The organism is Streptomyces sp. RKAG293 (assembly GCF_023701745.1).
In the GTDB taxonomy this organism is placed as follows: Bacteria; Actinomycetota; Actinomycetes; order Streptomycetales; family Streptomycetaceae; genus Actinacidiphila.
On sequence record NZ_JAJOZB010000001.1, the window covers coordinates 3,113,102 to 3,138,807 of the forward strand.

The following is a 25,706-nucleotide window of genomic DNA, read 5'->3' on the forward strand; positions in this document are numbered from 1 at the left end:
CACTATGCCGGGGCGAAGAGGACCCTTGACGTGCTGGGGTCGGCTTCGGTGAGGCGGACTCGGAGGTGGTGGCCGAGGGGGAGAGCGGGGGCGGACGGTGGGGACTGGATGCGGGCCACGACGGCGGGGTCGTCGAGATGGATCGTGCCGGTGCCGGGTTCGCGGTCGTCGAGGTCGATGACGAAGGCGTCGAAGATCTCGCCGACGCGGTCCTTGAGCAGGGCGGCCTCGATCAGGTCGACGCATTCGCGTTCGGCTCGGTTGGCGTGCTGGGTGCCCGCGGTCATCTCCTTGGGGAGGCCGGGGAGGGCGGCTCGGACCCAGTCCGGGGGCTGCTCGCCCGCGACGGCCGCGAGGCAGAGCTCGCCGGCGTAGCGGTCGACGAGGCGGCGCAGCGGGGCCGTGCAGTGGGTGTAGGGGGCGGCGACGGCGGCGTGTTCCGCGTGCTTGGGGGCGGCGCCGTCGAAGACCGTGTAGCCGGCGCCGCGCAGCAGGGAGGTGCACTCCTGCAGGAAGGCGGCGTGGTCGGGGCGCCGGGGGTCGAGGGAGCGGATGACGTCGGCGTACGGGGTGCCGGCCGGCCAGTCGACCTGGAGGGCTTGGGCGACGCGCCTGAGCCGGTCGGCGGCTCCCTGGGGTGCGGCGGGGAGCGTACGGAGGATGCCGGTGCCGGACCGGATCATGAGGTCGGCGGCGGCCATGCCGGTGAGCAGGGAGATCTGGGCGTTCCAGCCGTCGGCGGGCAGCGGGGCGCGGTATTCGAGTACGTAGCCGTCGCCGTCGGGGCGCTGCTCGATCTCCTGCTCGGGGACGTTGAGGGAGATGCCGCCGCGGTCCCGTTCGAGCCCCTCCCGGAGCAGCCCGATCTCCTTGAGGAGGGCGACGGGCTTCTCCGCGGTGCCGTCGTCGATGGAGCGCTGGACGCCCGCGTAGTCGAGCTTGGCGCGGCTGCGGACCCGGGCCCGGCGGACGTCGGTGGCGGTGACCCGGCCGGTCGCGTCGAGGTCGATCCGCCACAGCAGGGCCGGGCGGTCCTGGCCGGGGAGCAGGCTGGCGGCGCCCTCGCTGAGGAGCTGCGGGTGGAGGGGGACGCGCTCGTCGGGGAAGTAGAGGGTCGTGACGCGGCGGTGCGCCTCGGCGTCCAGCGCGCCGCCGGGCGTCACGAAGGCCGCGACGTCGGCGATGGCGTAGTGCACCCGGTATCCCCCGGCCCCGGTCCCGGCCCCCGTTCCGGCCCCGGCCCCCGTCCCCGTCCGGCGGGCCAGGTGCATGGCCTGGTCGAGATCGGTGGACGTCGGCGGGTCGATCGTGAAGAGCGGGATGTCGGTGGCGTCGAGCTCCGGCATCCGGGGACGGTCGGCGGCCCGCCGGGCCTCGGCGAGCACGGCGGCCGGGAACTCCTCCGGCACCTCGAGCCGGACGCGCAGCGCACGCAGCGCGTCGCGCAGCAGGGTTCCGTCGGCGGCCGGGACGAGCAGGTGGCGGCGGGGCATGAAGTGAGCGTATGACGGGCCGTAGGCTGCTCCCGGTTCGTGTTGGTCCGTCCGAGGGAGAACTGCTGTGCTCGTCCTGCTTCCGCCGTCCGAGGGCAAGGCCACCGTGGGTGCCGGTCCCGCCGTCGACCTGGCGTCGCTCTCGCTCCCCGGGCTGACCGGAACGCGGTCGACGGTGCTGGCGGAGCTGGTGGAGCTGTGCTCGGGCGACGAGGAGAAGGCCGCGGACGTGCTCGGGCTGAGCCCGGGGCTGCGCGGCGAGGTCGCCAAGGACGCGGGGCTGCTCACCGCGCCGACGCTGCCGGCCGGGGAGCTGTACACCGGCGTGCTCTACGACGCCCTGGGGCTCGCGACGCTCAGCTCCGCCGCCCGCAGGCGCGCGAAGGATTCCCTCCTGGTGTTCTCGGGGCTGTGGGGCGCGGTGCGGATCACCGACCGGATCCCGTCGTACCGCTGCTCGATGGGGGTGAAGCTGCCCGCGCTGGGCGCGCTCGGCGCGTACTGGCGGGAGCCGATGGCCGGCGTCGTTCCGGAGGCGGCGGGCGGGGGGCTGGTGCTGGACCTGCGCTCGTCGGCGTACGCGAGCGCGTGGAAGCCGAAGCCGCGCAGCGAGCTCGCGGCGCGGACGGCCACCGTGCGGGTGCTGCAGGTGACGGTCGTCGACGGTGTCGAGAAGCGGTCCGTGGTGAGCCACTTCAACAAGGCCACCAAGGGCCGGCTGGTGCGCGCCCTCCTGGAGTCGGGCGCGAAGCCGAAGACACCGGCGAAGCTCGCCGCGACGCTGCGGGACCTGGGCTTCGTGATCGAGGAGCAGGCGCCGGGGAAGCTCGACGTGCTGGTGACCGAGATCCACTGAGCCCGGGGCGGAACCCCGCGGCGGAACCCCGGCACGGGACGCTGCACGGGACGCCGCCATTGCATCCTGCGCAACGCTCGTTGCGCAGGATGTCGGGCCGCAGGCAGGATGACGGGCATGACTTCCGTCCTCGACCTCGCCCCCGTCGTCCCCGTCGTCGTCCTGGAGGACGCCGCCGACGCCGTGCCGCTGGCCCGCGCCCTCGTCGCGGGCGGGCTGCCCGCGATCGAGGTCACCCTGCGGACGGCCGCCGCGCTGGACGCCATCGCCGCCATCGCGCGCGAGGTCCCGGACGCGGTCGTGGGCGCGGGGACGGTGCTGACGCCCGAACACGTCGGCGCCGCGGTCGCCGCCGGGGCCCGCTTCCTGGTCAGCCCGGGGTGGACCGACGTGCTGCTGGAGGCGATGCGCGCCTCGGGGCTGCCCTTCCTGCCCGGCGTCTCGACGACGTCGGAAGTGGTCGCGCTGCTGGAACGCGGCATAACGGAGATGAAGTTCTTCCCGGCCGAGGCCGCTGGCGGCACCGCGTATCTGACGTCGCTCGCCTCACCGCTGCCGCTCGCGCGGTTCTGCCCCACCGGCGGGATCGACGCGGCCGCCGCGCCCCGCTATCTGGCGCTGCCCAACGTCGGCTGCGTCGGCGGCACCTGGATGCTGCCCGCCGAGGCGCTCCGCGCCAAGGACTGGGGTCGCGTCGAGGCTCTCGCCCGCGAAGCCGCCGCCCTGCGCGGCTGAACCCCGGAGGGCCGGACGCGCCGGGCGGCGGCAAGGCAGGCCCACAGGCACGCAGGCAACGGAGCGGGCGACGTCCGACATGCGGCGCCCTCCACGCACCGGACCCCACCCGCGGACTACCTCAAGTGCGACGTGTCGTTCAGCAGGCGCAGCGAGGCGTTGCCGTCGGCGTAGTAGGCCACCTCCGACACGGACGCCGCCGAGAGCTCCATGCGGAACAGGGACTCGGGCGGCGCGCCCAGCGCGAGCCGGACCAGCGTCTTGACCGGGGTGACGTGCGTGACGAGCAGCACCGTCTTCCCCGCGTAGCGCGCGAGGAGCTTGTCGCGCGACAGCGCCACCCGGCGGGCGACCGCCGCGAAGCTCTCCCCGCCCGGCGGGGCGGTCTCGGCCGATGCCAGCCAGTCGTCCAGTTCGGCCGGATACCGCTCCCGCACCTCGGCGAAGGTGAGCCCCTCGAAGACCCCGAAGTCGGTCTCGCGCAGACCCTCGTCGACCCGCACGTCGAGGCCGAGGCGGGTCGCGACGGCTTCCGCGGTCTGCCGGCAGCGGGCCAGCGGGGAGCTGACGATCGCCTGCACGGTGCCGCCGGCCGCGAACGAGATCGCGGCCTGCTGGGCCTGCCAACGGCCCTTCTCCGACAGGTCGGGGTCGGTGCCGCCGCTGCCCGAGAACCGCTTCTCGGGTGTGAGGGCGGTCTCGCCGTGCCGGAGCAGGACGAAGGTGGTGGGCGTCCCGAGGTCGGCCGCGGCCGACCAGCCCGCGCTCGGAGCGGTCTCCGGAAGCGCGTCCTGAACCGGCCCCTGGGCCGGCCGCTGAGCCGGCCCCGACCCCCGATCGGACAACCGGTCCGACCCCTGGGCCGCGATCCCGGCGCCGCCGCCCAGCCCGAGTTCGCTGCGCACGACGGGAGCCCCGGGCTCCCACTGCCGGCCCTTCTTGCCCGCGTCCATCGCCTCGTTCGCGAGCCGGTCCGCGTGCTTGTTCTTCTCGCGCGGGATCCACTCGTACGTCACCTGGCCGGCCGGCAGCACGGACTTGGCCTCGGCGGCGAGCGGGCGCATGTCCGGGTGCTTGATCTTCCAGCGCCCCGACATCTGCTCGACGACGAGCTTGGAGTCCATCCGGACCCGGACCGGGGCCTCGGGATCGAGGGCCTTGGCGGCCCGCAGTCCCGCGATCAGGCCCCGGTACTCGGCGACGTTGTTCGTGGCGTGCCCGATGTACTCGGCGGCCTCGGTGAGGGTCTCGCCGGTGGCCGGGTCGAGGACCACGGCGCCGTAGCCCGCGGGGCCCGGGTTGCCCCGGGACCCGCCGTCGGCCTCGACGACGAAACCACGAGCCATCAGAGGCCGGAGTCCGCGGTGCGGACCAGGATGCGCATGCAGTTCTCGCAGCGGACGACGGTGTCGGCGGGAGCCGCCCGCACCTCGCCCAGTTCGGTGATGTTGAGCTCCAGACGGCAGCCCTCGCAGCGCTTCTGGTAGAGCCGGGCGGCGCCGACGCCACCCTGCTGGGAGCGCAGCTTGTCGTAGAGCTTCAGGAGGTCGGCAGGCACGGAGCCGGCGACGATCTCGCGCTCCTTGACCGCCTTGGAGCCCTCGGCGTCGAGCTCGTTGAGCGCGGCGGACTTGCGGGTCTCGGCCTCAACGGCCTTGGCCTGTACGGACTCCAGCCGGTGGGAGAGCTCCTGGACCCGCTCCTGCATGGTCTCGCGGCGCTCCATGACCTCCAGGACGACGTCCTCGAGGTCGCTCTGCCGCTTGGCGAGCGAGACGATCTCGCGCTGCAGGTTCTCCAGGTCCTTCGGGGAGGCCGCCGCACCGGAGTCGAGCCGCTGCTGGTCGCGGGCGGCGCGCTGGCGCACCTGGTCCACGTCCTGCTCGGACTTGGTCTGCTCGCGGGCGGTGTCGCTCTCCTCGGTCTGCGCGGCGACGAGCAGGTCGCGCAGCTGGGTGAGGTCGGCGTTCAGACGGTCGAGCTCGGCGTGCTCGGGGAGGTGGTGCCGCTTGTGGTCCAGCTGCTGGATACGCGAGTCGAGCGCCTGGACTTCGAGGAGGCGGATCTGGTCGGCGGGGGCGGCGTTCAGCGGGGGGCTCCTGGGTGAGACTGCGGGCGCAAGGCGCTCGTTGGAAGGGTGGCTTCGGGCGACTGGCGGGAAGAACGGGCGGAAGAGGTGCTGGACAGAGCTTCCGGGGCCGGGGCGTGGGCCGTCCACGGGTCGGTGACCTGGTGCGACACATACGTCCGCAGGGCCCAACCGTGCCGGTCCGAGATCTCGTCGAGCTGGCCCGCGGCCTGCTCGCACCACGGCCACTCGGTTGCCCAGTGTGCGGCATCGACCAGCGCGGGCCTACCGTCCGAGAGAAGTCCCTGCTGCTGGGCCTCGGAGGCCGGGTGGTGGCGGAGGTCCGCGGTGAGGTAGACGTCGACGCCCGCCGCGCGGACGTCGCCGAAGAGGCCGTCGCCCGAACCGCCGCAGACGGCGACGGTACGGACCAGCTGCTCCGGGTCCCCGGCGACGCGCAGCCCGGCCGCGGTACGCGGCAGGCCGCGGGCGGCGCGGGCGGCGAATTCGGCCAGTGTGAGCGGGATGTCCAGCTCGCCGATCCGGCCGAGGCCGCGGCGGCCGGACGGATCGGTCGCGTCCGGTACGAGGGGCCCGGTGATCCGCAGCCCGACGGCGCCGGCGAGGGCGTCGGAGACTCCGGGGTCGGCGCGGTCGGCGTTGGTGTGCGCGACGTGCAGGGCCACATCGTTCTTGATCAGCTTGTGCACGACACGGCCCTTGAAGCCGGTGGCCGCGACCGTCGTCGTACCGCGCAGGTACAGCGGATGGTGGGTGACCAGCAGGTCGGCGCCGATCCGTACGGCCTCGTCGGCGACCTCCTGGACGGGGTCGACGGCGAACAGCACCCGCGTGACCTCCGCCTCGGGATCACCGCAGACGAGGCCCACGGCATCCCACTCCTCGGCCTGGTGAGGGGGCCAGAGGGTTTCGAGCGCGGCGATGACGTCGGACAGTGAGGGCACGGGAGGAAGGTTACCGCCCTCCCCCGCGCCGACCGGAATCGCGGCGGCCCGGAGACCGGCAGCGGACGAGTACCGGACACCCGCCGGACCCTTGTCCGGCAGCTGGCGGACGGGCCGCCGGACCGTCGCGGACGCGGGTAAGGCCAGCCTTGCCTCTTGCTCCGCTGTGCGACGCCCGCCAGGTCCGGAAGATGTGGTTCCGGTCACGGATCACAACAAGCGTCCGATCTTCGGGCAAACGGAAGAAGCGCCACCCTTACGTGTGAACTGCACCGACTCGCGCTGATCGTCCGGAAGTGCGAAAACTAGCGTCGTCCTCCGGAGGTGAACCGACACATGACGGCTTGTGCCATCGAAAGGGCCACGGTGTTGCGGGCGGGGTTCACGATCGCGTCCGACGGCTCGTACGCGGCCTGCCTCACCGACTCGGGCGAGGGGGGCTGGTACCCCGAGCGCTGGACGCTGGCCGGCCCCGAGCCGTACACCGTCCCGCTGCCCGGCAACCAGCCTGAGGAACCCGGCACCGAAGTGCTGCCGCTGCCCGACGGGCGGGTGCTCATCCGCCGCCGCGTCGCCGACCGCTTCGACCTCGCGCTGCTCTACCCGACCGGGCCCGGCACCGGTGAACTGCCGCTCGGCTCCCTGGAGTCCCTGGAGGGCCAGGAGGTACGGCTGCTGCCGCCGGTCGCCGGAGCGGCCTTCGCGCTCGCCCACACCGAGGGCGCCACCCAGGTGTGGCTCGTCTGCGGCAGCGGCGGCGGCAACCACAGCGGCGGGCCGCAGCTGCTCGCCACCGTGCCGGGCCGCTGCACCGGCGGCGTCTGGCTGGACCGCGCCGGCCGCATGCTCGCCCTCGACCGCGTCGGCCCGGACGGCGGCCGCGCCAAGGCCGTCGCCGTCGATCTGCGGCAGGGCGAGACGACCCCGCTGCTGCAGATCGCCGAGGACAGCAACGACCGGGTCCTGCTCGCCGAGCCCGACAGCGGGCTGCTCCTGCTGCGCAGCGACGCACCCGGCACCGACCGGCTGGGCTGGGGCGTGCTGGGCAGCCGGCGTCCGGTGCGCTTCCCGGAGGCGCTGCGGATGGCCGACACCGTCCTCACCCCGTTCGCCGCGCAGTCCGGTCAGATACTGATGCCGGAGGGGGCGGCGGTGGCGCTGCGCGCCGAGGGGCCGGACGGGGCCGCGCCCGTGGTCTGGCGGCCGGGCGAGCGGACGGTGACGTGGCTCACCGCCCCCCAGGGCTGGCTCGCGGGCACCGGGCTGTGGTCGGCGCGCGGCTCACTGCGGCTGCCGTACGCCTGCGCGCGCTGGCCGTTCGGGCTGAGCGAGTACGAGGCGCCGGCCGCGGCACCCGTGGCGGCCGTCACGGGTGGCGCACGGGCGGCGGTCGAGGGGGCCGCCGACTGCGAGCCCGACGGGGACGAGCCGAGGCCGATGTCCGTGCTCCCGCTCCAGCAGGCGCCGCTCGACACGGCGCGGGCACGGTAACCCCGATGATCTCCGGACACGGCCGCCGACTACACTCGCCGGGGGCTACGCATCCGGACCCCTCGGGCACCGAGGGTGACCAACGGGCGTACCCACAGGCCGGGTTGGGGATATTCGGCCGCTTCAAGCGCAAACCAGCACGCCATTCATCGGGGAGACGTTCCATGTCCGAATCCACATCCGACTCCGGCGAGGGTCACGACAACGCCGGGGGTCGCCACCGCGGTACCGCTTCGCCGCACGACAGCGACGGCGACCCGCACGGCCGCCACCGGCGCCCTGCGGGCAGCAAGGACTGAAGGACGGCCGGCTGACGAGACCCTTGGGTCTCGTCAGCCGGCCGGGCCGGAGCAGCAGGACTACTCGTGCTTGAGGCCCAGCACTTCGGTGGCCGCGAACGTGTGGTTCGGGTCGCGGTCCGCGTAGTAAGGAGTCAGCAGGCCGTCGAGTTCGTCGTGGCTGAAGACGTCCTTGGCGGTGTCGAACTTGGCGGCGACGCGGGGGCGGTCGATGACCGCGACCATGCCGCCGTGCACCACGAAGAGCTGGCCGTTGGCGCGCGCGGCCGCGGGTGAGGCGAGGTAGCCGACGAGCGGTGAGACGTGCTCGGGAGCGAGCGGGTCGAGACCCTCCGCCACCTCCAGATAGCCCGCGAAGACGTCCTCCGTCATCCGGGTGCGGGCCCGCGGGCAGATCGCGTTGGCGGTGACGCCGTACTTGCCGAGCGCGAGCGCCGTGGAGGTGGTGAGCCCGACGATGCCGCCCTTGGCGGCGGCGTAGTTGGGCTGCCCGGCCGAGCCGGCGAGGAACGCCTCGGAGGAGGTGTTGACGACCCGGCCGTAGACCGGTCCACCCGCCGCCTTGGAACGTTCCCGCCAGTGGACGGCCGCGAAGTGGGTCGTGTTGAAGTGGCCCTTGAGATGGACGTGGATCACCGCGTCCCACTCCGCCTCCGACATGGAGAAGATCATCCGGTCGCGGAGGATGCCCGCGTTGTTGACCAGGATGTCGAGCTTTCCGTAGGTGTCGACGGCGAGCTGGATCAGCCCGCGGGCCTCCTCGAAGTCGGCCACGTCGCCGTGGTGGGCGATGGCCTGCCCGCCCGCCGCGACGATCTCGGCCGCAACCTCCTCCGCCGGGGTGGCCGACGCCGCACCGGAGCCGTCCCGGCCCGGCTGCCCGAAGTCGTTGACGACGACGCTCGCGCCGAGCCGTCCCAACTCCAGGGCTTCGGCCCGCCCGAGGCCGCGCCCGGCCCCGGTGACGATCGCGGCCAGACCCGACAGTTGCTGCCCGTGCACAGACATCCTGGTCCTCTCAGCTACATCTACGACGACAGGTGCGGGTTCGGATGGTTCACGTCGTTCGGACGGCTCAGATGGTGATGCAGGTGCGCAGCGCCTCGCCGGTGCGCATCTGGTCGATCGCGTCGTTGATCTCCTCCAGCCGCACCCGGTGGGTGATCAGGCCCTCCAGGTCGATGCGGCCGGCGCGCCAGAGCTTGATGACGCGCTCGTAGGAGCGCAGCACGTCGCCGCCGCCGTAGAGCGACGGCAGGATGCGCTTCTCGTCGAAGAACAGCTCGAACATGTTGATCTGCAGGTTGTCGTCCATGGCGCCGGCGCCGACGATGCACAGGGTGCCGCCGCGGCGGGTGTTCTCGTACGCGGTGCGGGCGGTGGCGGACTTGCCGACGACCTCGAAGACGTAGTCGAAGCCCTCGCCCGCGGTGATGCGGTTCTTGGCGTCGGCGAGCCCGTCGGGGGCGATGCCCTCGGTGGCGCCGAACCGCAGGGCCGCCTCGCGCCGGCTCTCGACCGGGTCGATGGCGACGATCTCGGCGGCGCCGAGCGCCCGCGCGCCCTGGATGACGCTGATGCCGACCCCGCCGCAGCCGATGACGGCGACCGAGGAGCCGGCCTCCACCTTGGCGGTGTTGATGGCGGCGCCGATGCCGGTGGTGACCCCGCAGCCGATCAGCGCGGCGATCTCGTACGGCACGTCGTCCGGGATCGGGACGGCGCACAGCGCGTCGACCACGACCTCCTCGGCGAAGGTGCCGGTGCCGGCGAAGCCGAAGACATCGCCGCCGGGGCGCTTGTAGTTGGGGGTGCCGGCGTTGAGGAAGCCGGCGATGCAGAGCTGGGTCTGGCCGCGCTTGCAGGACGCGCAGGCGCCGCAGGCCGGCAGCCAGCAGACCAGCACGCGGTCGCCGGCCTTGACGTTGGTGACGCCTTCGCCGACCTCGATGATCTCGCCGGCGCCTTCGTGGCCGGGCACGAACGGCGCGGGCTGCGGCAGCACACCGCTCATCGCCGACAGGTCGGAGTGACACAGTCCGGTCGCCCGGATGCGGATCCGCACCTTGCCGGGCCCGAATCCCACCGCCTCGATGTCGTCGACGACTTCGAGCTTGTCCTGGCCTATCTCCTGCTGGATTGCTGCGCGCACGGGGCGGCTCCCTTCGCGAGGTGCGGAATGGTGCGGGGTGATGCGGGCGGTGCGGTCGTTCGCCGATGGAGTGCTGATGGAGTGCTGACGGAGTTACGCGTGTTCGACGACCGTGTCCGCGAGGACCGGTGCGTCGTCCCGGTCGGCCGAGGTCGCCGACACCTGGATGCGGCCGCCCTCGCGCCACATCCGCACGCGCAGCGTCTCGCCGGGGAAGAAGATCCCGGCGAAGCGGGTGGAGTAGGCGCGGACCCGCGCCACATCGCCGTCGAGCATGGTGTCGACGACGGCCTTGAGGACGATCCCGTACGAGCACAGGCCGTGCAGGATCGGCTTGTCGAAGCCGGCGACCTTGGCGAACTCGGGGTCCGCGTGCAGCGGGTTCCAGTCGCCGGACAGCCGGTAGAGCAGCGCCTGGTCCTCGCGGGTGGCGATCTCGGCGGTCCGGTCCGGCTCCCGGCCGGGCGCCTCGGTGCGGACGGAGGGGCCGCGGTCGCCGCCGAAGCCGCCTTCGCCGCGGACGAAGATCTGGGTGTCGGCCGCCCACAACGGTCCCTCGTCGTCGGCGACTTCGGAGCGCAGCACGATGACGGCCGCCTTGCCCTTGTCGTACACGGCGGCGATCCGGCTGGTCTGCACGGCCTTCCCGGTGACCGGGATCGGGCGGTGCAGCTCGATGCGCTGGCCGCCGTGCAGCACGGCGGCGAGGTTCACGTCGATCCCGGGTGCGCTGAGCCCGCCGGCGGCGGCGAGGCTGCCGCCCGCGACGGTGACGAAGCTGGGCAGCACCTGCAGTCTGCTCTCCAGCGTGTAGCGCAGCTCGTCGGGATCGGTGGCGGGCCGGCCCGCGCCCACGCCCAGGTGGTAGAGCAGGACGTCCTTGTGGTCCCAGGCGAGGTCGGTGGTGCGGGGTTCGGCCGCGGTGGCCTTCGCGACGTCGATGGGCATGGTCCGGCTTGCTCCTTCGCCGTGGGGGCAGGGACGGGCACTGACCGGCGCGGGCGGGCGCCGGATACGGGCCGGCGGGCGCCGACGGCGGTGCCCGCGTGTCTTGGAGGACCCCGGCGCGGCTGTCCGCACCGTCGGCCGCGCCGGGGTCGATCACGGACTGCTAGAACGTGTTCTAGCAGTGGCTCATGTATAACGCATCGCCCTGAGCCTGTGAATAGCTGACGCACCATCAGATCACACTACCGGTGACATTTGTCCCGGCCGACCCCGTACATTCCCCTCTGCCGAGGTCAGGGGCGCTCTCCGTACCGTCGACGGCATGACGACAACCAAGGCGAGCGAGCCCGCGGTGCGGTTCTCCGGGGCGGTCAAGGCCTTCGGCGGCGTCCGCGCCGTGGACGGGATCGACCTGGAGATCCGGCGCGGTGAGGCCGTGGCCCTGCTGGGCCGCAACGGGGCCGGGAAGTCCACCGCGATCGGCCTGCTGCTCGGGCTGGACGCGCCCGACGCCGGCGAGGTGCGGCTGTTCGGCGGCCCGCCGGAGCGGGCCGTGCGCCAGGGCCGGGTCGGCGCGATGCTGCAGGACGGCCGGCCGGTGCCGCGGGTCACCGTGCGCGAGCTCGTCACGTTCGTCGCCCGGACGTACCCCGCGCCGATGCCCGTGGACGAGGCCCTGGAGCTGGCCGGTCTCACCGGACTCGCCCGCCGCCGGATCGACCGGATCTCCGGCGGCCAGGCCCAGCGGGTGCGCTTCGCGGTGGCGCTGGCCGGGAACCCGGAACTGCTGGTGCTCGACGAGCCGACCGCCGCTCTCGACGTCGAGGCGCGGCGCGCCTTCTGGGAGTCGATGCGCGGGTACGCCCGGCGCGGCAACACCGTGCTGTTCTCCACCCACTACCTGGAGGAGGCGGACGAGAACGCCGACCGGATCGTGGTGATCGACCGGGGCCGGATCGCCGCCGACGGGAGCGGGGAGCGGATCAAGTCCGCGGCCGGCGGCAACCTGGTCAGCGTCGACCTGGCCGGCTCCGGATCCGCCGGGCTGCGGCTGCTTCCCGGAGTGACCTCCGTGGAGATCCGCGGCGACCGGGCCCGGCTGCGGACCAGCGACTCCGACGCCACCGTGATCGCCCTCGCCGAGCGGGGCGCCGTCCGCGGGCTCGAAGTGACCGCCGCCAGCCTGGAGGACGCGTTCCTCACCCTGACCCGTACGAAGGAGACGATCTGATGCCGGTCCTGCTGGAGTACGTCAGGCTCGAAGTGCGCCGCGCGCTGCGCGATCCCGGATTCGTGCTGTTCGGCATCGGGATGCCGCTGGTGATGTACCTGCTCTTCACCAACCTCGGCGTCAGCGGGGACGAGAAGGACGACTACGCGGCCTACTCGATGATCGGCATGGCCGCGTACGGTGCGCTGGGCGCGGCGATCGGCACCGGGACCGGGGTCGCGGAGGACAAGGGCCTCGGCTGGCTGCGGCAGTTGCGGGTCACCCCGATGAGCCCACTGCAGGTCGTGGTGGCCCGCGCCCTCACCAGCTCGGTGACCGTGCTTCCCGCGATCGGCTCGGTGCTGCTGGCCGGCGCCCTCGTCAACGGGGTGGACCTGGCGGCCTGGCAGTGGGCCGCGGCGGCGGTGCTGCTGTGGCTGGGCACCGTTCCGTTCACCCTGCTCGGTCTGGGCAACGGTTACGGCCTGACCGCGCAGACCACCGGGGTGGCCAACACGGCCTGCATGATCGCCCTCGCGGTGGTCGGCGGCCTGTGGTTCCCGACCTCGCTCTTCCCCGGCTGGCTGGCCGAGATCTCGCGCTGGACGCCCACGGCCCGCTTCGGCGACCTCGGCTGGAGCGTCGTCGCCGGCCACGCCCCGGGCCCGGGCACGGTGGCCGTGCTCGGCGGCTGGCTGCTGCTGTTCGGCGGATACGCGGTCCTCTCTTACCGCCGGGGAGCGCGTACCGCATGATGTGGGCTGATCGACGCGGTGCGGGCTGGACGGGGAGTGGAACGGACATGGTCGACATGTGGGGGCTGCGGGCCTTCGGCCGGCGGGGTGGCTGCGGCGACAACGCGCCGCGGGACTTCGGCGAGGAGATCGACCGGATGAAGGGCCCGGACGGCGGGTCGCTCATCCCCTGGCTGCTGATGGCCAGCGGACCCGCCGTGGACGTGGCCGAGGGCCGGGTGGCGCTCCCCTGGCTGGCCGGTTCCGGCCTCGCCGCGTTCTGCGTCCTCTACATCTGCGCCGTCCGCGCCGGTTTCAGCGACCGCTTCAAGGGCGGCCCGGTACCGGTGCGGCTGCTGCTCGCGCAGGCCGCCGTCACCTTCGCCCTCGCCATCGGTTACGGGGGCAACTGGCTGCTGCTCTTCCCGCTGCTGTCGCTGGCGTGCGGTGTCAGCGCCCGCGGCCGCCGGCTCGGGATCGTGCTGATCGGGCTCAGCGCCTCGGCCGGGGTCATCGCGGGGATGGGCCACCACGAGGACTTCTGGAACACCGCCACCCTCTCCTACGGCACCTTCCTGTCCGGCCTGGTCGTGTCGGTGATCCTCACCCTCTTCGACGCGGTCCACATGCTCAAGGCCACCCGGCAGGAGCTGGCGCGCAGCGCGGTGGCGGAGGAGCGGATGCGCTTCTCCCGCGATCTGCACGATCTGCTCGGCCACACGCTCTCCGTCATCGTGGTCAAGTCCGAGGCCGCGCGGCGGCTCGCGCCGCGCGACATGGACGCGGCGCTCACCCAGGTCGCCGACATCGAGGCGGTCGGCCGGCAGGCCCTCACCGAGATCCGCGAAGCCGTCACCGGTTACCGCGAGGGCAGCCTGGCCACCGAACTGGACCGGGCCCGGTCCGCGCTGTCCGCCTCCGACATCGAGGTCGTCGTGACGGAGTCCGGGCCGCCGCTGCCCCCGCAGGCCGAGGCCCTGCTGGGCTGGGTGGTCCGCGAGGGCGTCACCAACGTCGTACGGCACAGCGGCGCTTCCACGTGCGAGATCGAGCTGCGCTCCGCCGGCGGAAAGGCCCGCCTGACGATCACCGACAACGGCTCCGGCGTAAGCTCGGCGACGGCTGCCACCACCACGGCGCACCGCATCGGCACCGGCCTCAAGGGCCTGTCGGAACGGCTCGCCGCGGCCGGCGGCTCCCTGGACTCGGGCCCGGCGCAGCGCCGCGGCTTCCAGGTGACCGCGGAACTGCCCGTCGAGGAGGAAAACGCCGCATGACCGACCCGATCCGGGTACTGCTGGCCGAGGACCAGGGCATGATGCGGGGCGCGCTGGCCCTCCTCCTGGACCTGGAGGACGACATCGAGGTCGTCGCCCAGGTGGCGGCCGGCGACCTGATCGTCGAGGCGGCGCTCGCCGCCCGGCCGGACATCGCGCTGCTCGACATCGAACTCCCCGGCCGCAGCGGCCTCGACGCCGCCGCCGACCTGCGCAAGCAACTGCCGTCCTGCCAGGTGCTGATACTCACCACCTTCGGCCGCCCGGGATATCTGCGCCGCGCGATGGAGGCGGGCGCCGCCGGCTTCCTGGTCAAGGACGGGCCGGTCGAGGACCTGGCGGGCGCCATCCGCCGTGTCCTGGCCGGCGAACGCGTCGTCGACCCGGCCCTCGCGGCGGCCGCCCTGAGCGCCGGCCCGAGCCCGCTCACCGGCCGGGAACAGGATGTGCTCAACGCGGCCGCCGACGGAGCGACCGTCTCGGACATCGCGGGCAAACTCCACCTCTCGGAGTCCACCGTCCGCAACTACCTCTCCTCGGCCATCGGCAAGACCGGCACCCGCAACCGCATGGAGGCCGTCCGCTCGGCCCGCCAGAACGGCTGGCTGTGACACCAGCCGTTCACCGCGCGCGGCGTCAGCTGGCCCGGGAGAGCCACACGGTGGCGTTCAGTGCCAGGGCCGCGTTGGTGGCGGTGGAGTCGTTCCAGCCGTCGTAGAGGGTGTTGCCGGACTGGCCGGTGCCGTCGTCGATCGGGGAGCTGTCGCCCCAGACCGCGACCCGGCCGCTGCCGAAGGTGCTGGTGGCGAAGAAGGCTCCGGTGGTGCCGGTGGGGCTGTAACCGGTGCGCCAGAGCAGGCCCTTGACGGCGGGGTTGTCGGACGGCTTGAGGGTGAAGGTGGTGCCGCTGGCGATCAGGCTCTTGGTCACCTTGCCGAAGGTTCCGTTGAGCACCGGGTCGGTGCTGTCGTTGATCGCCGCCGGGTGGTCGGAGCTGATGCTGAGCTTGTCGACGGAGAAGCCGAACGGGTCGGTGCTGTCGACGGTGTTGTTGGTCATCAGATCGTTGATGATCTTGGGCGAGTCGGCACCGTCGTTGTTGCGGTCGGAACCGTTGTGGTCCGAGATCAGGAAGAGGCCGCCGCCGTTCTGCACGAACGTCATCAGGGCGGTCTTCTCCGCCGCGGTGAGCAGGACGTTGGGCTCCGGCAGCACGAAGGTGTCGAAGTTCGCCAGGTCCGTCGCGGCGGACGTCCCGTAGCTGATCTTCCCGCCCGCGGGCAGCGTCTTGAGCGAGTAGCCACCGGTCTTCTGGAGCGCCACACCCCAGGACGAGAGGGCGCCGGTCCAGTCCTTGTCGGTCTTGGGCGCGGAGTTCTGGCCCAGCGGGTCGGGCTGGCTGGTGCCGATGATCCAGTCGGCGTTGCCGGCCGTCTCGGCGTGGGCGTTGTCGAACAGGACGCGGTGAGGGGTGGCCGCGTGGGCGCCGTGAGCGGTCGCCGTCTGGACGGCGGTGCCCGCGATCAGGGCACCGAGGACGGCGAGAGCGCCGGTGAAGCGGCGTCGGGAACTGCTGTGTACAAGCATCCGGCGTACCTCCGTGGGGGGTGGGAGAGGTCGTGCGGTCGCCAAGTCTGCGCGCGTAGAACGTCGTGTGGGGAACGACCGGGCAACGCACCATTGAACGGTACATGCCACGATCGCCCCCAACAACGGCCCCACGCGCCCCATCCGCGCACCTGACCGCACCCACTCACAACCCACGCACAGCCCACTCACCGCCCACTCACCGCACCCCCGAACGGTCAGCCGGCGGGCCGCCGCAGCAGGGTGACGACCGCGGCGCCGCCCAGCCCGATGTTGTGCGCGAGGCCGACGCGGGCCCCCTCGACCTGCCGCGGACCCGCCTCGCCCCGCAGCTGCCAGACCAGTTCGGCGGCCTGCGCCAGACCGGTGGCGCCGAGCGGATGGCCCTTCGAGATCAGACCGCCCGACGGATTGACGACCCAGCGACCGCCGTACGTGGTGGCCCCGTCGCCGATGAGCTTGCCGGACTCCCCCTCCCCGCACATGCCGAGCGCCTCGTACGTCAGCAACTCGTTGATGGAGAAGCAGTCATGGAGCTCGATGACGTCGACGTCCTCGATCCCGAGCCCGGACTCCTCGTAGACCGCGTGCGCCGCCGCCCGGGACATCGGCTTGCCCACCACGTCGATGCACGAGCCCGACGAGAAGCTCTCGCCGGTGTCGGTGGTCATCGCCTGGCCGGCGATCTCCACGGCCCGGTCCTCCAGACCGTGCTCGCGCACGAAACGCTCCGAGACCACCACCGCGGCGGCCGCGCCGTCCGAGGTCGGCGAGCACTGCAGCTTGGTCAGCGGTGAGTGGATGGTCCTGGCGGCCAGGATCTCCTCGACGGTGTAGACGTCCTGGAACTGGGCGTTGGGGTTGTTCGCCGAGTGCCCGTGGTTCTTCGCGCCGACCCCCGCCAGCTGCTCCGCCGTCGTGCCGTACCGCTCCATGTGCTCCCGTGCGGCGTTGCCGAAGATCTGGGCGGTCGGCGGGGTCATCTCGAACCCGTGCTTCGCCGCCATCACCCCGTAGTGCCGGGCGACCGGCGAGGTCGCGAAGTCACCGCCGCTCGAACCGGCGCCCAGCGCGCCCTTGGTCATCTTCTCGAAGCCGAGTGCCAGCACACAGTCGTTGAGGCCGCCGGCCACGAACTGCCGGGCCATCATCAGCGCGGTGGAACCCGTGGCGCAGTTGTTGTTGACGTTGTAGACCGGCACCCCGCTGAGCCCCAGCTCGTACACCGCCCGCTGGCCCGCCGTGGACGCCTGGTAGCAGTACCCGACCGGCACCTGCTCCACGAGGTCGTACGGGATCCCGGCGTCGGCCAGGGCCGCGGTCCCCGCCTCCTTCGCCATGTCCCAGTACTGCCAGTCACGGGTCTCGGGCTTCTCGAACTTCGTCATGCCGACGCCGACGACGAAGACCTTGCTGGTCATGCGTACTCCTTCAGTCACGGGTTCAGTCACGGGTTCAGTCACGGGGGAGGCCGAGGATCCGCTCGGCGACGACATTGAGCTGCACCTGCGTCGTACCGCCCGCGATGGTCAGGCAGCGCGCCATCAGGAAGCCGTGCAGGGCGCGTTCGTCCGTGACGCCCTCCGGGCCGAGCAGTTCCAGCGCCAGTTCGGCGATGCGCTGCTGGTGCGGGGTCTGGACGAGCTTGCGCACCGAGGCGCCGGCGCCCGGCTCGAGGCCCGACACCTGCTGCAGCGTGGTCCGCAGGCCGATGCAGGCCAGTGCGTGCGCCTCGACGAGCAGCCCGCCGAGCCGGTCGCGCACCACCTCGCCCGCCGCGCCGGCCCGCCCGATCAGCGCCTCGAGACCGGTGTCGAAGGCGACCTGGTCCGCCATGTGCACCCGCTCGTTGCCGAGCGTGTTGCGGGCCACCCGCCAGCCGCCGTCCACCTCCCCGACGACCGCGTCGCCGGGCAGCACGACATCGTCGAAGTACACCTCGTTGAACAACGAGTCGCCGGTGATCTCCTTCAGCGGCCGGATGTCGATGCCGGGCGTGTTCTTCATGTCCACCACGAAGTACGTCAGGCCCTTGTGCTTGGGCGCCGCCGGATCCGTCCTGGCCAGCAGGATCCCGAAGTCCGACCACTGGGCGGCCGACGTCCACACCTTCTGGCCGTTGACCTTCCACCGGCCGTCCGGCAGCCGCTCCGCCCGGGTCCGCAGCGACGCCAGGTCGGAACCGGCCCCCGGTTCCGAGAACAGCTGGCACCACAGCGCCTCACCGCGCAGCGTGCGCGGCACATAGCGGTCCCGCTGCTCCTGACTGCCGTGCGCGATCAGGGACGGCACCACCCAGGTGGCGATCCCCAGATCGCTCACCTTCACCCCGGCCGCCCGCAGCTCCAGCTGCACCGCCAACTGCTGCACGGGCCCGGCGCCCAGCCCGTACGGCGCGGGCAGATACGGCGCGGCGTACCCGGTGGGGGCCAGCGCCTCGCGCGCCGCGGCCGGATCGAGCCCGGCGGCTGCCGCCACCACCGTCCGCGCCCGCTCCCGGTAGGTCTCCGCCTCCTCGGGCAGATCGAGCCGCAGCTCCCGCCGGGCCCCCTGCTCCGCCAGCTCCGCCACCCGCAGCCGGTAGGTGTGCCCCGCCCCGAGCAACTGCCGCACGGCGGTCGCCCGCCGCAGATACAGATGCGCGTCGTGCTCCCAGGTGAAGCCGATGCCGCCGAGGATCTGGATGCAGTCCTTGGCACAGCCGAAGGCCGCCTCGACCGCGGCGGCCGCCGCCATCGCGGCCGTCAGCGGCAGTACGTCACGCGCCGCGTCCCAGGTCAGCGCCCGCGCCTGCTCGACCCGTACGAGCATGTCCGCGCACGCGTGCTTCACCGCCTGGAACTGCCCGATGGGCCGCCCGAACTGCTCGCGCACCTTCGCGTACTCGGTGGCCGTACGCAGCGCCCAGCCCGCGATCCCGCACGCCTCGGCGGCGAACAGCACCCGGGCCAGCACCTCCACGACTCCCGGCTCGATGCCCAGCACCCGCTCGGGCGGCACCACCGCCCGCCGCGCCACCACCTCGGCGGTGCGCCGCGTCGGATCGGCGCCGGACCGCTCGCGCACCTCCAGCGCCGCCGCGTCCACCGCCATCCACAGCTCACCGGCCCGCAGCAGGATCAGCCCGGCCGCCGCCCCGCCGAGCACCGGCGGAGCGGTGCCGTCCAGTACGTACCCGCCGCCCGCCGACGGCTCGGCCGTCATCGACCCCGCGCCCAGCGCGACCGCCGCGATCCTGCTGCCGTCCGCCAGCCCCGGCAGCAGCGCCTTGCCCTCCGCGGCCCGCCCCAGCACGGCCGCCGCCAGCACGGTCGGCAGGAACGGCCCCGGCAGACAGACCGCCCCCAGCTCCTCCAGCACGACCGCCAGATCCAGCAGCCCGCCGCCGCCCCCGCCGAACTCCTCCGGCAGATGCACCCCCAACAACCCCTGCGCAGCCGCCTCCCCCCACCACACGGGCGCCCCCGCGTCCGGGTCCACCTCCGCGTCCAGCGCTGCGCGCACGGCTTCGGGGGAACGGTACGACCCGCCCACCCGCGGGTGGCTGCCGCCAACTCCTGGTGCTCTTCGGTGATTCCGATGCCCATGCGGACGGATACTAGAACGTGTTCCATTCTGACGGAAGGTCAGAAACAGGTTCGCCTCCGGCGAGGTTCAGCCGGGAGCACACCCGCGCCACACGCCTGCGGCGAGCCACGCGCCTCCGGCAGGGGTGCGGGTACGTGGGCCCCCGCAGCACCGTTGCGCCTGCGGCGGGCTTTTCCCCGCCCTCCCCCAACCTTCGGCCGGGGGTGCCCCCACCACTGCCGTCACGAATGCACGTCACAGACACCACCCGCGCTGCCGCAGGCCGGCTGTGACGTGAGGCGACGGGGGCTGTGACAGGAGGGGGACGGGGCTGGAGGGGTGGGGGTCGAAATGCTGCCGAGCTATTTGTGGGCCGCCAGGCCCTGAATAGTCGATTTCGACCCCCCGCCCCGGAGGACCCGGCCCCCGCACCCACCACCCCGCCTGGCAGGATGCCCGGACGACCACCCAGGCACAAACACAGAAGGCGGCGCCATGGCCACCCTGCATCCCCGCGTCCAAGCCGCCTTCGAGGCCGCCAAGGGGTTCATGCCGCTCGACGAAGGGCTCGCCCTCCACGCCGCCGCCACCGACGCCGCCGCGCGCCTCCCCGGGCTGCCCCTCCTCGAAGTGGGAACGTACTGCGGACGCTCCACGATCCTGCTCGCCGCCGCGGCCCGAGCGGCCCGAGCGGCCGGCACGGCGACCGGCACGGTGGCCGTCACCGTCGACCACCACCGCGGCAGCGAAGAGCAGCAGCCCGGCTGGGAGTACCACGACAAGGACCTCGTCGACCCCGAGGTCGGCCTGATGGACACCCTCCCCACCTTCCGGCGGACCCTGCACGCGGCAGGCTTCGAGGACGACGTCATCGCCATCGCCGGCCGCTCCCCGCAGGTCGCCGCGGCCTGGGGCAAGCCCCTCGCCCTGGTCTTCATCGACGGCGGGCACACCGACGAGCACGCCACCGCGGACTACGAGGGCTGGGCCCCGCACGTGGCGCCGGACGGCGTGCTCGTCGTGCACGACGTGTTCCCGGACCCGGCGGACGGCGGCCAGGCGCCGTACCGGGTGTACCGGCGGGCGCTGGACTCCGGAGCGTTCACGGAGGTCTCCGTGACGCGCTCGCTGCGCGTCCTGCGGCGTACCGGCGAGGGGATCTGAGACCGGGATCCGGGACCGGCATCCGAGCCGAGGATCCGGGACCGGGATCCGAAACGGGGATCCGGGACGGCCGCCGCCGGCGGCCGATAGCATCGGAAGCGTGTTCAGCGACGAGTCGAGGATGAGCGGCAGGACCGGCGCCGTGGTCATTTCCGTGGCCGCGTTGGTGCCCACCTGCTTCGCGGGCTGGCTCGTGTACCAGTCGATGCACGGGCCGGGCGGCGACGACGGGGCCCAGCGGGTGCTGCCCCTGCCGTCGACGTCGGCCCCGGCGAACCCGAACGAGCAGACGGACGGCAAGGCCGAGTCCCCGACGTCTCCGGCGTCGGGGAGGCCGCCGTCGACGGATCCGCAGCGGAAGGCGTCCGGTACGTCCCCGGCGAAGGGGACGCCCGCCGCCCCGGCCGCAGCACTCCCGCTCAACGGGAGGACCGTCGTCATCGACCCGGGGCACAACACGAACAACGTCAACCACACCGCGGACATCAACCGGCTCGTCGATATCGGGACGACTCGCAAGGAATGCGACACGACCGGCACGTCCACCAACGGTGGATACGCCGAAGCATCGTTCACCCTCGACGTCTCCCGGCGGGTCCGCACCCTGCTCGCCGAGCGCGGGGCGAAGGTGCGGCTGACGCAGGACGGCGACCGGTCGTTCGGACCGTGCATCGACGAGCGGGCGCGGATCGGCAACGAGGCGCACGCGGATGCGGCCGTATCCATTCACGGGGACGGTTCGGCGGCCGGGAATCGCGGATTCCATGTGATCACCCCGGCGTCCCTGCACGCGGGGGCCGCCGACACCCGGCCCATCGTGGCGCCGTCCGGTCTGCTCGGTGCGGCGCTGAAGTCGCACTTCGCGACCGACACGGGCTCGGCGCCCGCGAACTACCTGGCGGACGGCACGGGGCTGATGGCGCGCAGCGATCTGGGCGGGCTCAATCTCTCCACCGTCCCCAAAGTGCTCATCGAGTGCGGCAACATGCGGGATGCGCAGGACGCGGCGCAGTTCACCGATCCGAAGTGGCGGCAGCGGGCAGCGGAGGGCATCGCTGACGGTATTACGGCTTTCCTCCAGGGAAAGAGGTGACCAACCGGTAGCCATTCGGCGCCGATTGCGCACCAGTTGCCGCACCCGGCTCACCGGGTGCGGACCACACCCTTACGATGGGGGGCCACTCCCGCGCCTCGCCCCTGAACTGGCTAGAGAGCGCTGCGCGTACCGGCGACAGCGACGAAGACACCGAGACCGACAAAGGACCTTACGTGAACATCCGCTCCCTGTCCCGAGGAGACGGCGCGGTGATCGGAGCAGCGGTGCTGCTGCTGATCGCTTCGTTCCTGCCGTTCTTCTCCATCGATGTTGGTTCAGGATCCGACGAGACGGTCAGTACGTGGAGCGCGGCGCTGTTCCCGCTGCTGCCGACCGTGACCCTCGCCGCCCTCGCGGCGGCGGCCCTGATCGTGCTCGGCCGGGCCATGGTGCCCGCGGGCCGCCAGGTGGCGGGACTGACCCTGGAGCAGTGGGGCACCGCGCTGGCCGTCTTCGTCGGCTGGGCGGCGCTGTGGTCGGCGTTCTCCACCGTCATCCCGGACGTGGGCCACGGCGGCGACGGCGACAACATCAGCAAGGGCGCCGGCGCCTGGCTGACGCTCGTCTTCGGCATCGCGTTCGCGGTCCTCGCGGTGCTGTCGTCCCGCCTTCCGGCCCTGCAGGTCCCGCTGATGGGCGCCCCGAAGCAGCCGCAGCCGTACGGTGGCGCGCCCTACGGTGCGCCGCAGCCGGGTCTGGGCCAGCCGGGCATGCCGCAGCCGGGTATGCCGCAGCCGGGTGGCTACGGCTACCCCGGCGCTCCGGCCCCCGACCCGTCGTTCGGCGGACAGCCGCAGCCCCAGCCGCACGCCTTCGGCGGCCAGGCGCCCGCGCCCGCACCGGCCCCGCAGTCGCAGCAGCCGGCGCAGGGCCAGCCGCCGCAGTCCGGTTCCTCGGACTTCACGGCGTTCTGGTTCGCGGTGCCGGTGCCGCGTCCGCTGTTCGCGGAGGACGGTTCGCCGACGCCGATCGCCGAGCTGGCGCCGGGTACGTGGTACCTGGCGGTGGAGCAGCGGGGTGCGGCGCTGATCGCGCAGACGCAGGACGGCCGGCGGGGCGTGCTGCAGGACACGAGCGGTATTCAGCGCGGCTGACGTTCGCGACCGACGTGTGAGCCCCCGCCCGGAATCCGGGCGGGGGCTCATGTCTTTCGCCGCCCCGACCGGTGCCGTACAGTCCTGATCTGACGCATCGTCAGTTACCAGGGAGGCGGCACGCCATGAGGCTCGGGCTGGCACTCGGCTACTGGGGGCGTGGGCCGCGGCCGCGCGATGTGGAACTCGCGCAGGAGGCCGAACGCCTCGGTTACGACTCCGTGTGGACCGCCGAGGCGTGGGGTTCGGACGCTTTCACCCCGCTGACCTGGATCGCGGCGCACACGTCGCGGATCAAGCTGGGGACGGGCATCGCGCAGATGGCCGCCCGCTCCCCCACCGCCACCGCGATGCAGGCGCTCACCCTGGACCATCTGTCCGGCGGCCGGATGCTGCTGGGGCTCGGGCTGTCCGGGCCGCAGGTGGTCGAGGGGTGGTACGGGCGGCCGTTCCCGAAGAGCCCGCTGACCGCGACCCGCGAGTATGTGGACGTGCTGCGGCAGGTCTTCCGGCGGGAGGGGCCGGTCGAGCTGGCCGGGCGGTTTCACAGCCATCCGTATTCCGGCGAGGACGGTACGGGGCTCGGTAAGGCGCTCAAGCCGATCACCCATCCGCTCCGGGCCGATCTGCCGATCCTGCTCGGCGCCGAGGGTCCGAAGAACATCGCCCAGACGACCCGCATCGCGGACGGCTGGATGCCGCTGTACTGGTCGCCGATGCGTACCGACGTCTACGAGCTGTCGCTGGCCGAGGCCCCCAAGGACTTCATGGTCGCGCCCCTGGTGCGGGCCCAGGTGTGCGACGACGTGGCCGAGGGGCTGCTGCCGGTCAAGGCGATGCTCGGCTTCTACATCGGCGGGATGGGTGCCCAGGCGAAGAACTTCCACGCCGACCTGATGGCCCGGATGGGGTACGAGGAGGAGGCCCGGCACATCCAGCGGCTCTTTCTGGACGGGCGCCGGGAGGAGGCGGTGCTGGCCGTTCCGGACGCCTTCGCCGATGAGATCTCGCTGGTCGGACCGCGGGAGCGGATCGCGGAGCGGCTGGAGATGTGGCGGTCGGGCCCGGTCACCGACCTGCTGGTGACCGCGCCCGATCCCGACACCCTGCGTGTGCTCGCCGAGTTGAACGGCTAGCGGGGACGATCTAGCCCCCGAGCTGGCTCGCCGACGGGATCTGGTCCTTGACCTCGGCGCCCGCCTGCTTGCCCGCCTCCTTCACACCGTCGATCGTCTTCTGGAACGTGCTGACCACGTCGTCCGTCGAATCGCCCTTGCGCAGCTTGCTGGGCAGGTCCTTGAGGGCGGCGATTCCGGCGGTCAGCGGGGCCACCAGCTTGGAGAGCGTCGGGTCGCCCTTGGCGTTGTCCGCCGCGGCCTTCAGCCGGTTGTAGGCGAACGCCCCGGCCAGCCCCCCCTTGACCAGGGCGAACGTCCGGCCGTCCGCGCCCTTCTTGAAGGTCCCGGCGCGGTACGGCTTGATGATCCACTGATAGGTGGCGCCCGCCGCGAGCCCGGCGTTCGCGACGAAGCGGGTCTTGGCGAGCTTCTGCTGCTCCACCGTGGTCGACGGCGTCGGGCTGCCGGACACCTCGCTCTTCGCCTTGTCGTTGCACGCGGTCGTCGCGGTGAGGAGCGCACCGCAGAGCAGCAGCGCGGTCAGCAGGCGGCGCAAGGGGATGCCGTTCGGCACGGTCGACCTCCGAGGACGTACGGGGCACACGTCCTCGCAGGATCACCCGGCCGGCACACCCCCGCCACTCGGGCGCCGGGACCGCCGGCCCGGTTGCCGGTGGCCGTCCGGGCCGTCCGGGCCGTTCAGAACGCCGTACGCGCCAGCCAGTGGTCCAGCAGCTCGCGGTCGCCGAGCACCTGCACGCGGTCGCTGTCCAGCGGCAGCCGCCGGTAGAAGGCGAGCAGCAGGTCGGTGAGGGGAGCGCGCAGGGCCACGTCGCCCTTGGCGTGCTCGCGCCGCCAGGTGACGGATTCCGGGCCGCGTTCGATCACCCATTCGGCGACCAGCCCGGCCGGGCTGTCGGTGGCGTGCAGGTGCAGGGTCTGTCCGTGGCCGCGCAGTTCCACGAGTTCCGGGGTCTGCTCGACCGCGAGCGGATCGGTGATGATCTCCAGCCACTCGTCGATCGCGTCCGCGGCCAGCTCGGCCGGCGCGTGGTACTCGCTCCAGGTGGCCAGCGCGGCGTCCGCCCGGTGCACCAGGGTCTCCAGGACCATCCGGCGGGCCCAGAAGCCCGCTTGCTGCGACCGCGCCCAGGTCCATACCGGCAGTTCGGGACCGGCCTCGCGCAGTGTGGCCGCGAACCGCTCGGCACCCTCGGCCAGCCAGCTGTCGAGCTTCTCGCCGGCGGGTGCCTCGTAGTCCGGCACCTGGTTCTCGGGGAGGTACTTCTCGGCCCTGGTGCCGACGATCGTCTCCGCCCAGCGGTGCGCCTGGCCGACGTGGGCCGCCAGCTCGTGCAGGGTCCAGCCCGGGCAGGTCGGCACCTTGGCGCCGGGGTCGGAACCGCGGAGTGTGTCACGCAGCCGGGCGGTCTCCTCGACGATCGCCGTGCAGTACGCCTCGTGCTCCAGCCAGGCCATGCGCCGCCATCCCTCGTCTACTTCATATCGAAAGGATTTTCCACCAGCAGTTTCAACCAGCCTAACGGGGCAAGGCGAGGGTTATGTCCAGACGCTACCGAGGCAATCCCGCAGCGGCGATCATTCTGATCGTCGCAGATGTCGCGGCCCTGATCCTGATCCTGTGGATACTCATGTATCTGCTCGACGCCAACAGGGCCAACGACCTGGTCAACTGGGTCCACCATTCAGCGAATTGGCTCGCGGGCTGGTCCCTCGACCTGTTCACCATGGATTCGGACAAACTCCGCACCGTGCTGAACTACGGCCTGCCGGCCGTCGTTTACCTGGTCATCGGCCATGCCGTGGCCGGCCGGGTCAATCGGGCCTGATC

23 protein-coding genes and 2 pseudogenes are annotated in these 25,706 nt (G+C 72.6%); 13 read left to right on the plus strand and 12 right to left on the minus strand.

The annotated features are described in order from the left end of the window. Window positions 1-2: 2 nt before the first annotated feature. Entirely contained in the window at window positions 3-1,493 is a 1,491-nt protein-coding gene (locus tag LNW72_RS13825; protein ID WP_250975688.1) for an RNB domain-containing ribonuclease, read from the minus strand. A 67-nt stretch (window positions 1,494-1,560) separates the two neighbouring features. Between LNW72_RS13825 and yaaA the strand changes: the two genes are divergently transcribed. Both yaaA and eda read left to right on the plus strand, forming a co-directional pair. Further along, complete coding sequence (yaaA, locus tag LNW72_RS13830) at window positions 1,561-2,349, plus strand: peroxide stress protein YaaA (RefSeq protein WP_250975689.1); 789 nt, start codon at window positions 1,561-1,563, stop codon at window positions 2,347-2,349. Between the two features lie 117 nt (window positions 2,350-2,466). Beyond that, window positions 2,467-3,084, plus strand: coding sequence for a bifunctional 4-hydroxy-2-oxoglutarate aldolase/2-dehydro-3-deoxy-phosphogluconate aldolase (gene eda / locus LNW72_RS13835; protein ID WP_374117246.1), 618 nt, complete (start codon window positions 2,467-2,469; stop codon window positions 3,082-3,084). 116 nt (window positions 3,085-3,200) lie between these two features. Here the strand turns inward: eda and LNW72_RS13840 are convergent, their stop codons facing one another. Genes LNW72_RS13840 through LNW72_RS13850 form a run of 3 tightly spaced genes read right to left on the minus strand, consistent with a single transcriptional unit; the run spans window position 3,201 to window position 6,117 of the window. Then, on the minus strand, window positions 3,201-4,430 hold the full coding sequence (locus LNW72_RS13840; protein ID WP_250975691.1) for a bifunctional RNase H/acid phosphatase: 1,230 nt from the start codon (window positions 4,428-4,430) through the stop codon (window positions 3,201-3,203). Next, window positions 4,430-5,173, minus strand: coding sequence for a zinc ribbon domain-containing protein (locus LNW72_RS13845; RefSeq protein ID WP_250980143.1), 744 nt, complete (start codon window positions 5,171-5,173; stop codon window positions 4,430-4,432). The genes LNW72_RS13840 and LNW72_RS13845 overlap by 1 nt, the downstream gene beginning before the upstream one ends. Continuing rightward, the gene (locus LNW72_RS13850) at window positions 5,170-6,117 is read right to left on the minus strand and encodes a Nif3-like dinuclear metal center hexameric protein (RefSeq protein WP_250975692.1); all 948 of its coding nucleotides are present in this window, start codon (window positions 6,115-6,117) and stop codon (window positions 5,170-5,172) included. The genes LNW72_RS13845 and LNW72_RS13850 overlap by 4 nt, the downstream gene beginning before the upstream one ends. 336 nt (window positions 6,118-6,453) lie before the next feature. On the opposite strand from LNW72_RS13850, the gene LNW72_RS13855 reads away from it, so the two are divergent. Beyond that, on the plus strand, window positions 6,454-7,608 hold the full coding sequence (locus LNW72_RS13855) for a hypothetical protein (RefSeq protein ID WP_250975693.1): 1,155 nt from the start codon (window positions 6,454-6,456) through the stop codon (window positions 7,606-7,608). Between the two features lie 164 nt (window positions 7,609-7,772). After that, window positions 7,773-7,907, plus strand: a complete 135-nt coding sequence (locus tag LNW72_RS41190) for a hypothetical protein (protein WP_285369560.1) — start codon at window positions 7,773-7,775, stop codon at window positions 7,905-7,907. Window positions 7,908-7,967: 60 nt separating this feature from the next. Here LNW72_RS41190 and LNW72_RS13860 read toward each other — a convergent pair whose 3' ends face one another. The 3 genes from LNW72_RS13860 to LNW72_RS13870 all read right to left on the minus strand — a co-directional run bounded on the left by LNW72_RS13860 (window position 7,968) and on the right by LNW72_RS13870 (window position 11,007). After that, window positions 7,968-8,915 carry a 3-oxoacyl-ACP reductase gene (locus LNW72_RS13860; RefSeq protein WP_250975694.1) on the minus strand — a complete coding sequence of 316 codons (948 nt, stop codon included), beginning with the start codon at window positions 8,913-8,915 and terminating at the stop codon, window positions 7,968-7,970. Window positions 8,916-8,982: 67 nt separating this feature from the next. Next, complete coding sequence (locus LNW72_RS13865; protein ID WP_164296733.1) at window positions 8,983-10,059, minus strand: Zn-dependent alcohol dehydrogenase; 1,077 nt, start codon at window positions 10,057-10,059, stop codon at window positions 8,983-8,985. A 93-nt stretch (window positions 10,060-10,152) separates the two neighbouring features. Next, window positions 10,153-11,007 carry a MaoC/PaaZ C-terminal domain-containing protein gene (locus LNW72_RS13870; RefSeq protein WP_250975695.1) on the minus strand — a complete coding sequence of 285 codons (855 nt, stop codon included), beginning with the start codon at window positions 11,005-11,007 and terminating at the stop codon, window positions 10,153-10,155. Between the two features lie 322 nt (window positions 11,008-11,329). On the opposite strand from LNW72_RS13870, the gene LNW72_RS13875 reads away from it, so the two are divergent. From LNW72_RS13875 to LNW72_RS13890, 4 genes are read left to right on the plus strand one after another with little or no spacing between them, the layout of a single operon-like run. After that, entirely contained in the window at window positions 11,330-12,238 is a 909-nt protein-coding gene (locus LNW72_RS13875; protein WP_250975696.1) for an ABC transporter ATP-binding protein, read from the plus strand. 8 nt (window positions 12,239-12,246) lie between these two features. Next, window positions 12,247-12,972, plus strand: a complete 726-nt coding sequence (locus LNW72_RS13880) for an ABC transporter permease (RefSeq protein ID WP_250980144.1) — start codon at window positions 12,247-12,249, stop codon at window positions 12,970-12,972. Window positions 12,973-13,019: 47 nt separating this feature from the next. Then, entirely contained in the window at window positions 13,020-14,228 is a 1,209-nt protein-coding gene (locus LNW72_RS13885) for a sensor histidine kinase (protein ID WP_374117248.1), read from the plus strand. Next, window positions 14,225-14,839, plus strand: coding sequence for a response regulator transcription factor (locus LNW72_RS13890; RefSeq protein ID WP_250975697.1), 615 nt, complete (start codon window positions 14,225-14,227; stop codon window positions 14,837-14,839). The genes LNW72_RS13885 and LNW72_RS13890 overlap by 4 nt, the downstream gene beginning before the upstream one ends. A 28-nt stretch (window positions 14,840-14,867) precedes the next feature. Here the strand turns inward: LNW72_RS13890 and LNW72_RS13895 are convergent. The 3 genes and pseudogenes from LNW72_RS13895 to LNW72_RS13905 form a co-directional block, all read right to left on the minus strand. Beyond that, window positions 14,868-15,815 (minus strand): annotated as a pseudogene (locus LNW72_RS13895) (hydrolase); the annotation flags it as partial. Between the two features lie 218 nt (window positions 15,816-16,033). Further along, window positions 16,034-17,236 carry a lipid-transfer protein gene (locus LNW72_RS13900; RefSeq protein ID WP_250975699.1) on the minus strand — a complete coding sequence of 401 codons (1,203 nt, stop codon included), beginning with the start codon at window positions 17,234-17,236 and terminating at the stop codon, window positions 16,034-16,036. A gap of 34 nt (window positions 17,237-17,270) precedes the next feature. Further along, window positions 17,271-19,402, minus strand: a pseudogene (locus LNW72_RS13905) (acyl-CoA dehydrogenase). Between the two features lie 475 nt (window positions 19,403-19,877). Here LNW72_RS13905 and LNW72_RS13910 point away from each other — a divergent pair. The 4 genes from LNW72_RS13910 (at window position 19,878) to LNW72_RS13925 (ending at window position 23,872) form a co-directional block, all read left to right on the plus strand. Continuing rightward, on the plus strand, window positions 19,878-20,546 hold the full coding sequence (locus LNW72_RS13910; RefSeq protein WP_250975700.1) for a class I SAM-dependent methyltransferase: 669 nt from the start codon (window positions 19,878-19,880) through the stop codon (window positions 20,544-20,546). Between the two features lie 148 nt (window positions 20,547-20,694). Then, window positions 20,695-21,639, plus strand: a complete 945-nt coding sequence (locus LNW72_RS13915) for an N-acetylmuramoyl-L-alanine amidase (protein WP_250980146.1) — start codon at window positions 20,695-20,697, stop codon at window positions 21,637-21,639. Window positions 21,640-21,815: 176 nt separating this feature from the next. Beyond that, window positions 21,816-22,736 (plus strand): hypothetical protein, encoded by a 921-nt coding sequence (locus tag LNW72_RS13920; RefSeq protein WP_250975701.1) that lies wholly within the window; start codon window positions 21,816-21,818, stop codon window positions 22,734-22,736. A gap of 125 nt (window positions 22,737-22,861) precedes the next feature. Further along, window positions 22,862-23,872 (plus strand): LLM class F420-dependent oxidoreductase, encoded by a 1,011-nt coding sequence (locus LNW72_RS13925; protein WP_250975702.1) that lies wholly within the window; start codon window positions 22,862-22,864, stop codon window positions 23,870-23,872. A gap of 10 nt (window positions 23,873-23,882) precedes the next feature. On the opposite strand, the gene LNW72_RS13930 is transcribed toward LNW72_RS13925, so the two are convergent. Further along, the gene (locus tag LNW72_RS13930) at window positions 23,883-24,428 is read right to left on the minus strand and encodes a hypothetical protein (RefSeq protein ID WP_250975703.1); all 546 of its coding nucleotides are present in this window, start codon (window positions 24,426-24,428) and stop codon (window positions 23,883-23,885) included. Window positions 24,429-24,553: 125 nt separating this feature from the next. Next, entirely contained in the window at window positions 24,554-25,333 is a 780-nt protein-coding gene (locus LNW72_RS13935; protein WP_250975704.1) for a maleylpyruvate isomerase family mycothiol-dependent enzyme, read from the minus strand. 83 nt (window positions 25,334-25,416) lie between these two features. Between LNW72_RS13935 and LNW72_RS13940 the strand changes: the two genes are divergently transcribed. Next, window positions 25,417-25,704, plus strand: a complete 288-nt coding sequence (locus LNW72_RS13940) for a hypothetical protein (protein ID WP_250975705.1) — start codon at window positions 25,417-25,419, stop codon at window positions 25,702-25,704. Window positions 25,705-25,706 lie beyond the last annotated feature (2 nt).

What these genes read in the sequence shown, in the direction of transcription:
- LNW72_RS13825 (WP_250975688.1), bottom strand. Translation starts at nt 1,493, where the DNA reads ATGCCCCGCCGCCACCTGCTCGTCCCGGCCGCCGACGGAACCCTGCTG.
- eda (WP_374117246.1), top strand. Translation starts at nt 2,467, where the DNA reads ATGACTTCCGTCCTCGACCTCGCCCCCGTCGTCCCCGTCGTCGTCCTG.
- LNW72_RS13840 (WP_250975691.1), bottom strand. Translation starts at nt 4,430, where the DNA reads ATGGCTCGTGGTTTCGTCGTCGAGGCCGACGGCGGGTCCCGGGGCAAC.
- LNW72_RS13855 (WP_250975693.1), top strand. Translation starts at nt 6,454, where the DNA reads ATGACGGCTTGTGCCATCGAAAGGGCCACGGTGTTGCGGGCGGGGTTC.
- LNW72_RS41190 (WP_285369560.1), top strand. Translation starts at nt 7,773, where the DNA reads ATGTCCGAATCCACATCCGACTCCGGCGAGGGTCACGACAACGCCGGG.
- LNW72_RS13860 (WP_250975694.1), bottom strand. Translation starts at nt 8,915, where the DNA reads ATGTCTGTGCACGGGCAGCAACTGTCGGGTCTGGCCGCGATCGTCACC.
- LNW72_RS13870 (WP_250975695.1), bottom strand. Translation starts at nt 11,007, where the DNA reads ATGCCCATCGACGTCGCGAAGGCCACCGCGGCCGAACCCCGCACCACC.
- LNW72_RS13875 (WP_250975696.1), top strand. Translation starts at nt 11,330, where the DNA reads ATGACGACAACCAAGGCGAGCGAGCCCGCGGTGCGGTTCTCCGGGGCG.
- LNW72_RS13885 (WP_374117248.1), top strand. Translation starts at nt 13,020, where the DNA reads ATGGTCGACATGTGGGGGCTGCGGGCCTTCGGCCGGCGGGGTGGCTGC.
- LNW72_RS13890 (WP_250975697.1), top strand. Translation starts at nt 14,225, where the DNA reads ATGACCGACCCGATCCGGGTACTGCTGGCCGAGGACCAGGGCATGATG.
- LNW72_RS13900 (WP_250975699.1), bottom strand. Translation starts at nt 17,236, where the DNA reads ATGACCAGCAAGGTCTTCGTCGTCGGCGTCGGCATGACGAAGTTCGAG.
- LNW72_RS13910 (WP_250975700.1), top strand. Translation starts at nt 19,878, where the DNA reads ATGGCCACCCTGCATCCCCGCGTCCAAGCCGCCTTCGAGGCCGCCAAG.
- LNW72_RS13925 (WP_250975702.1), top strand. Translation starts at nt 22,862, where the DNA reads ATGAGGCTCGGGCTGGCACTCGGCTACTGGGGGCGTGGGCCGCGGCCG.
- LNW72_RS13935 (WP_250975704.1), bottom strand. Translation starts at nt 25,333, where the DNA reads ATGGCCTGGCTGGAGCACGAGGCGTACTGCACGGCGATCGTCGAGGAG.
- LNW72_RS13940 (WP_250975705.1), top strand. Translation starts at nt 25,417, where the DNA reads ATGTCCAGACGCTACCGAGGCAATCCCGCAGCGGCGATCATTCTGATC.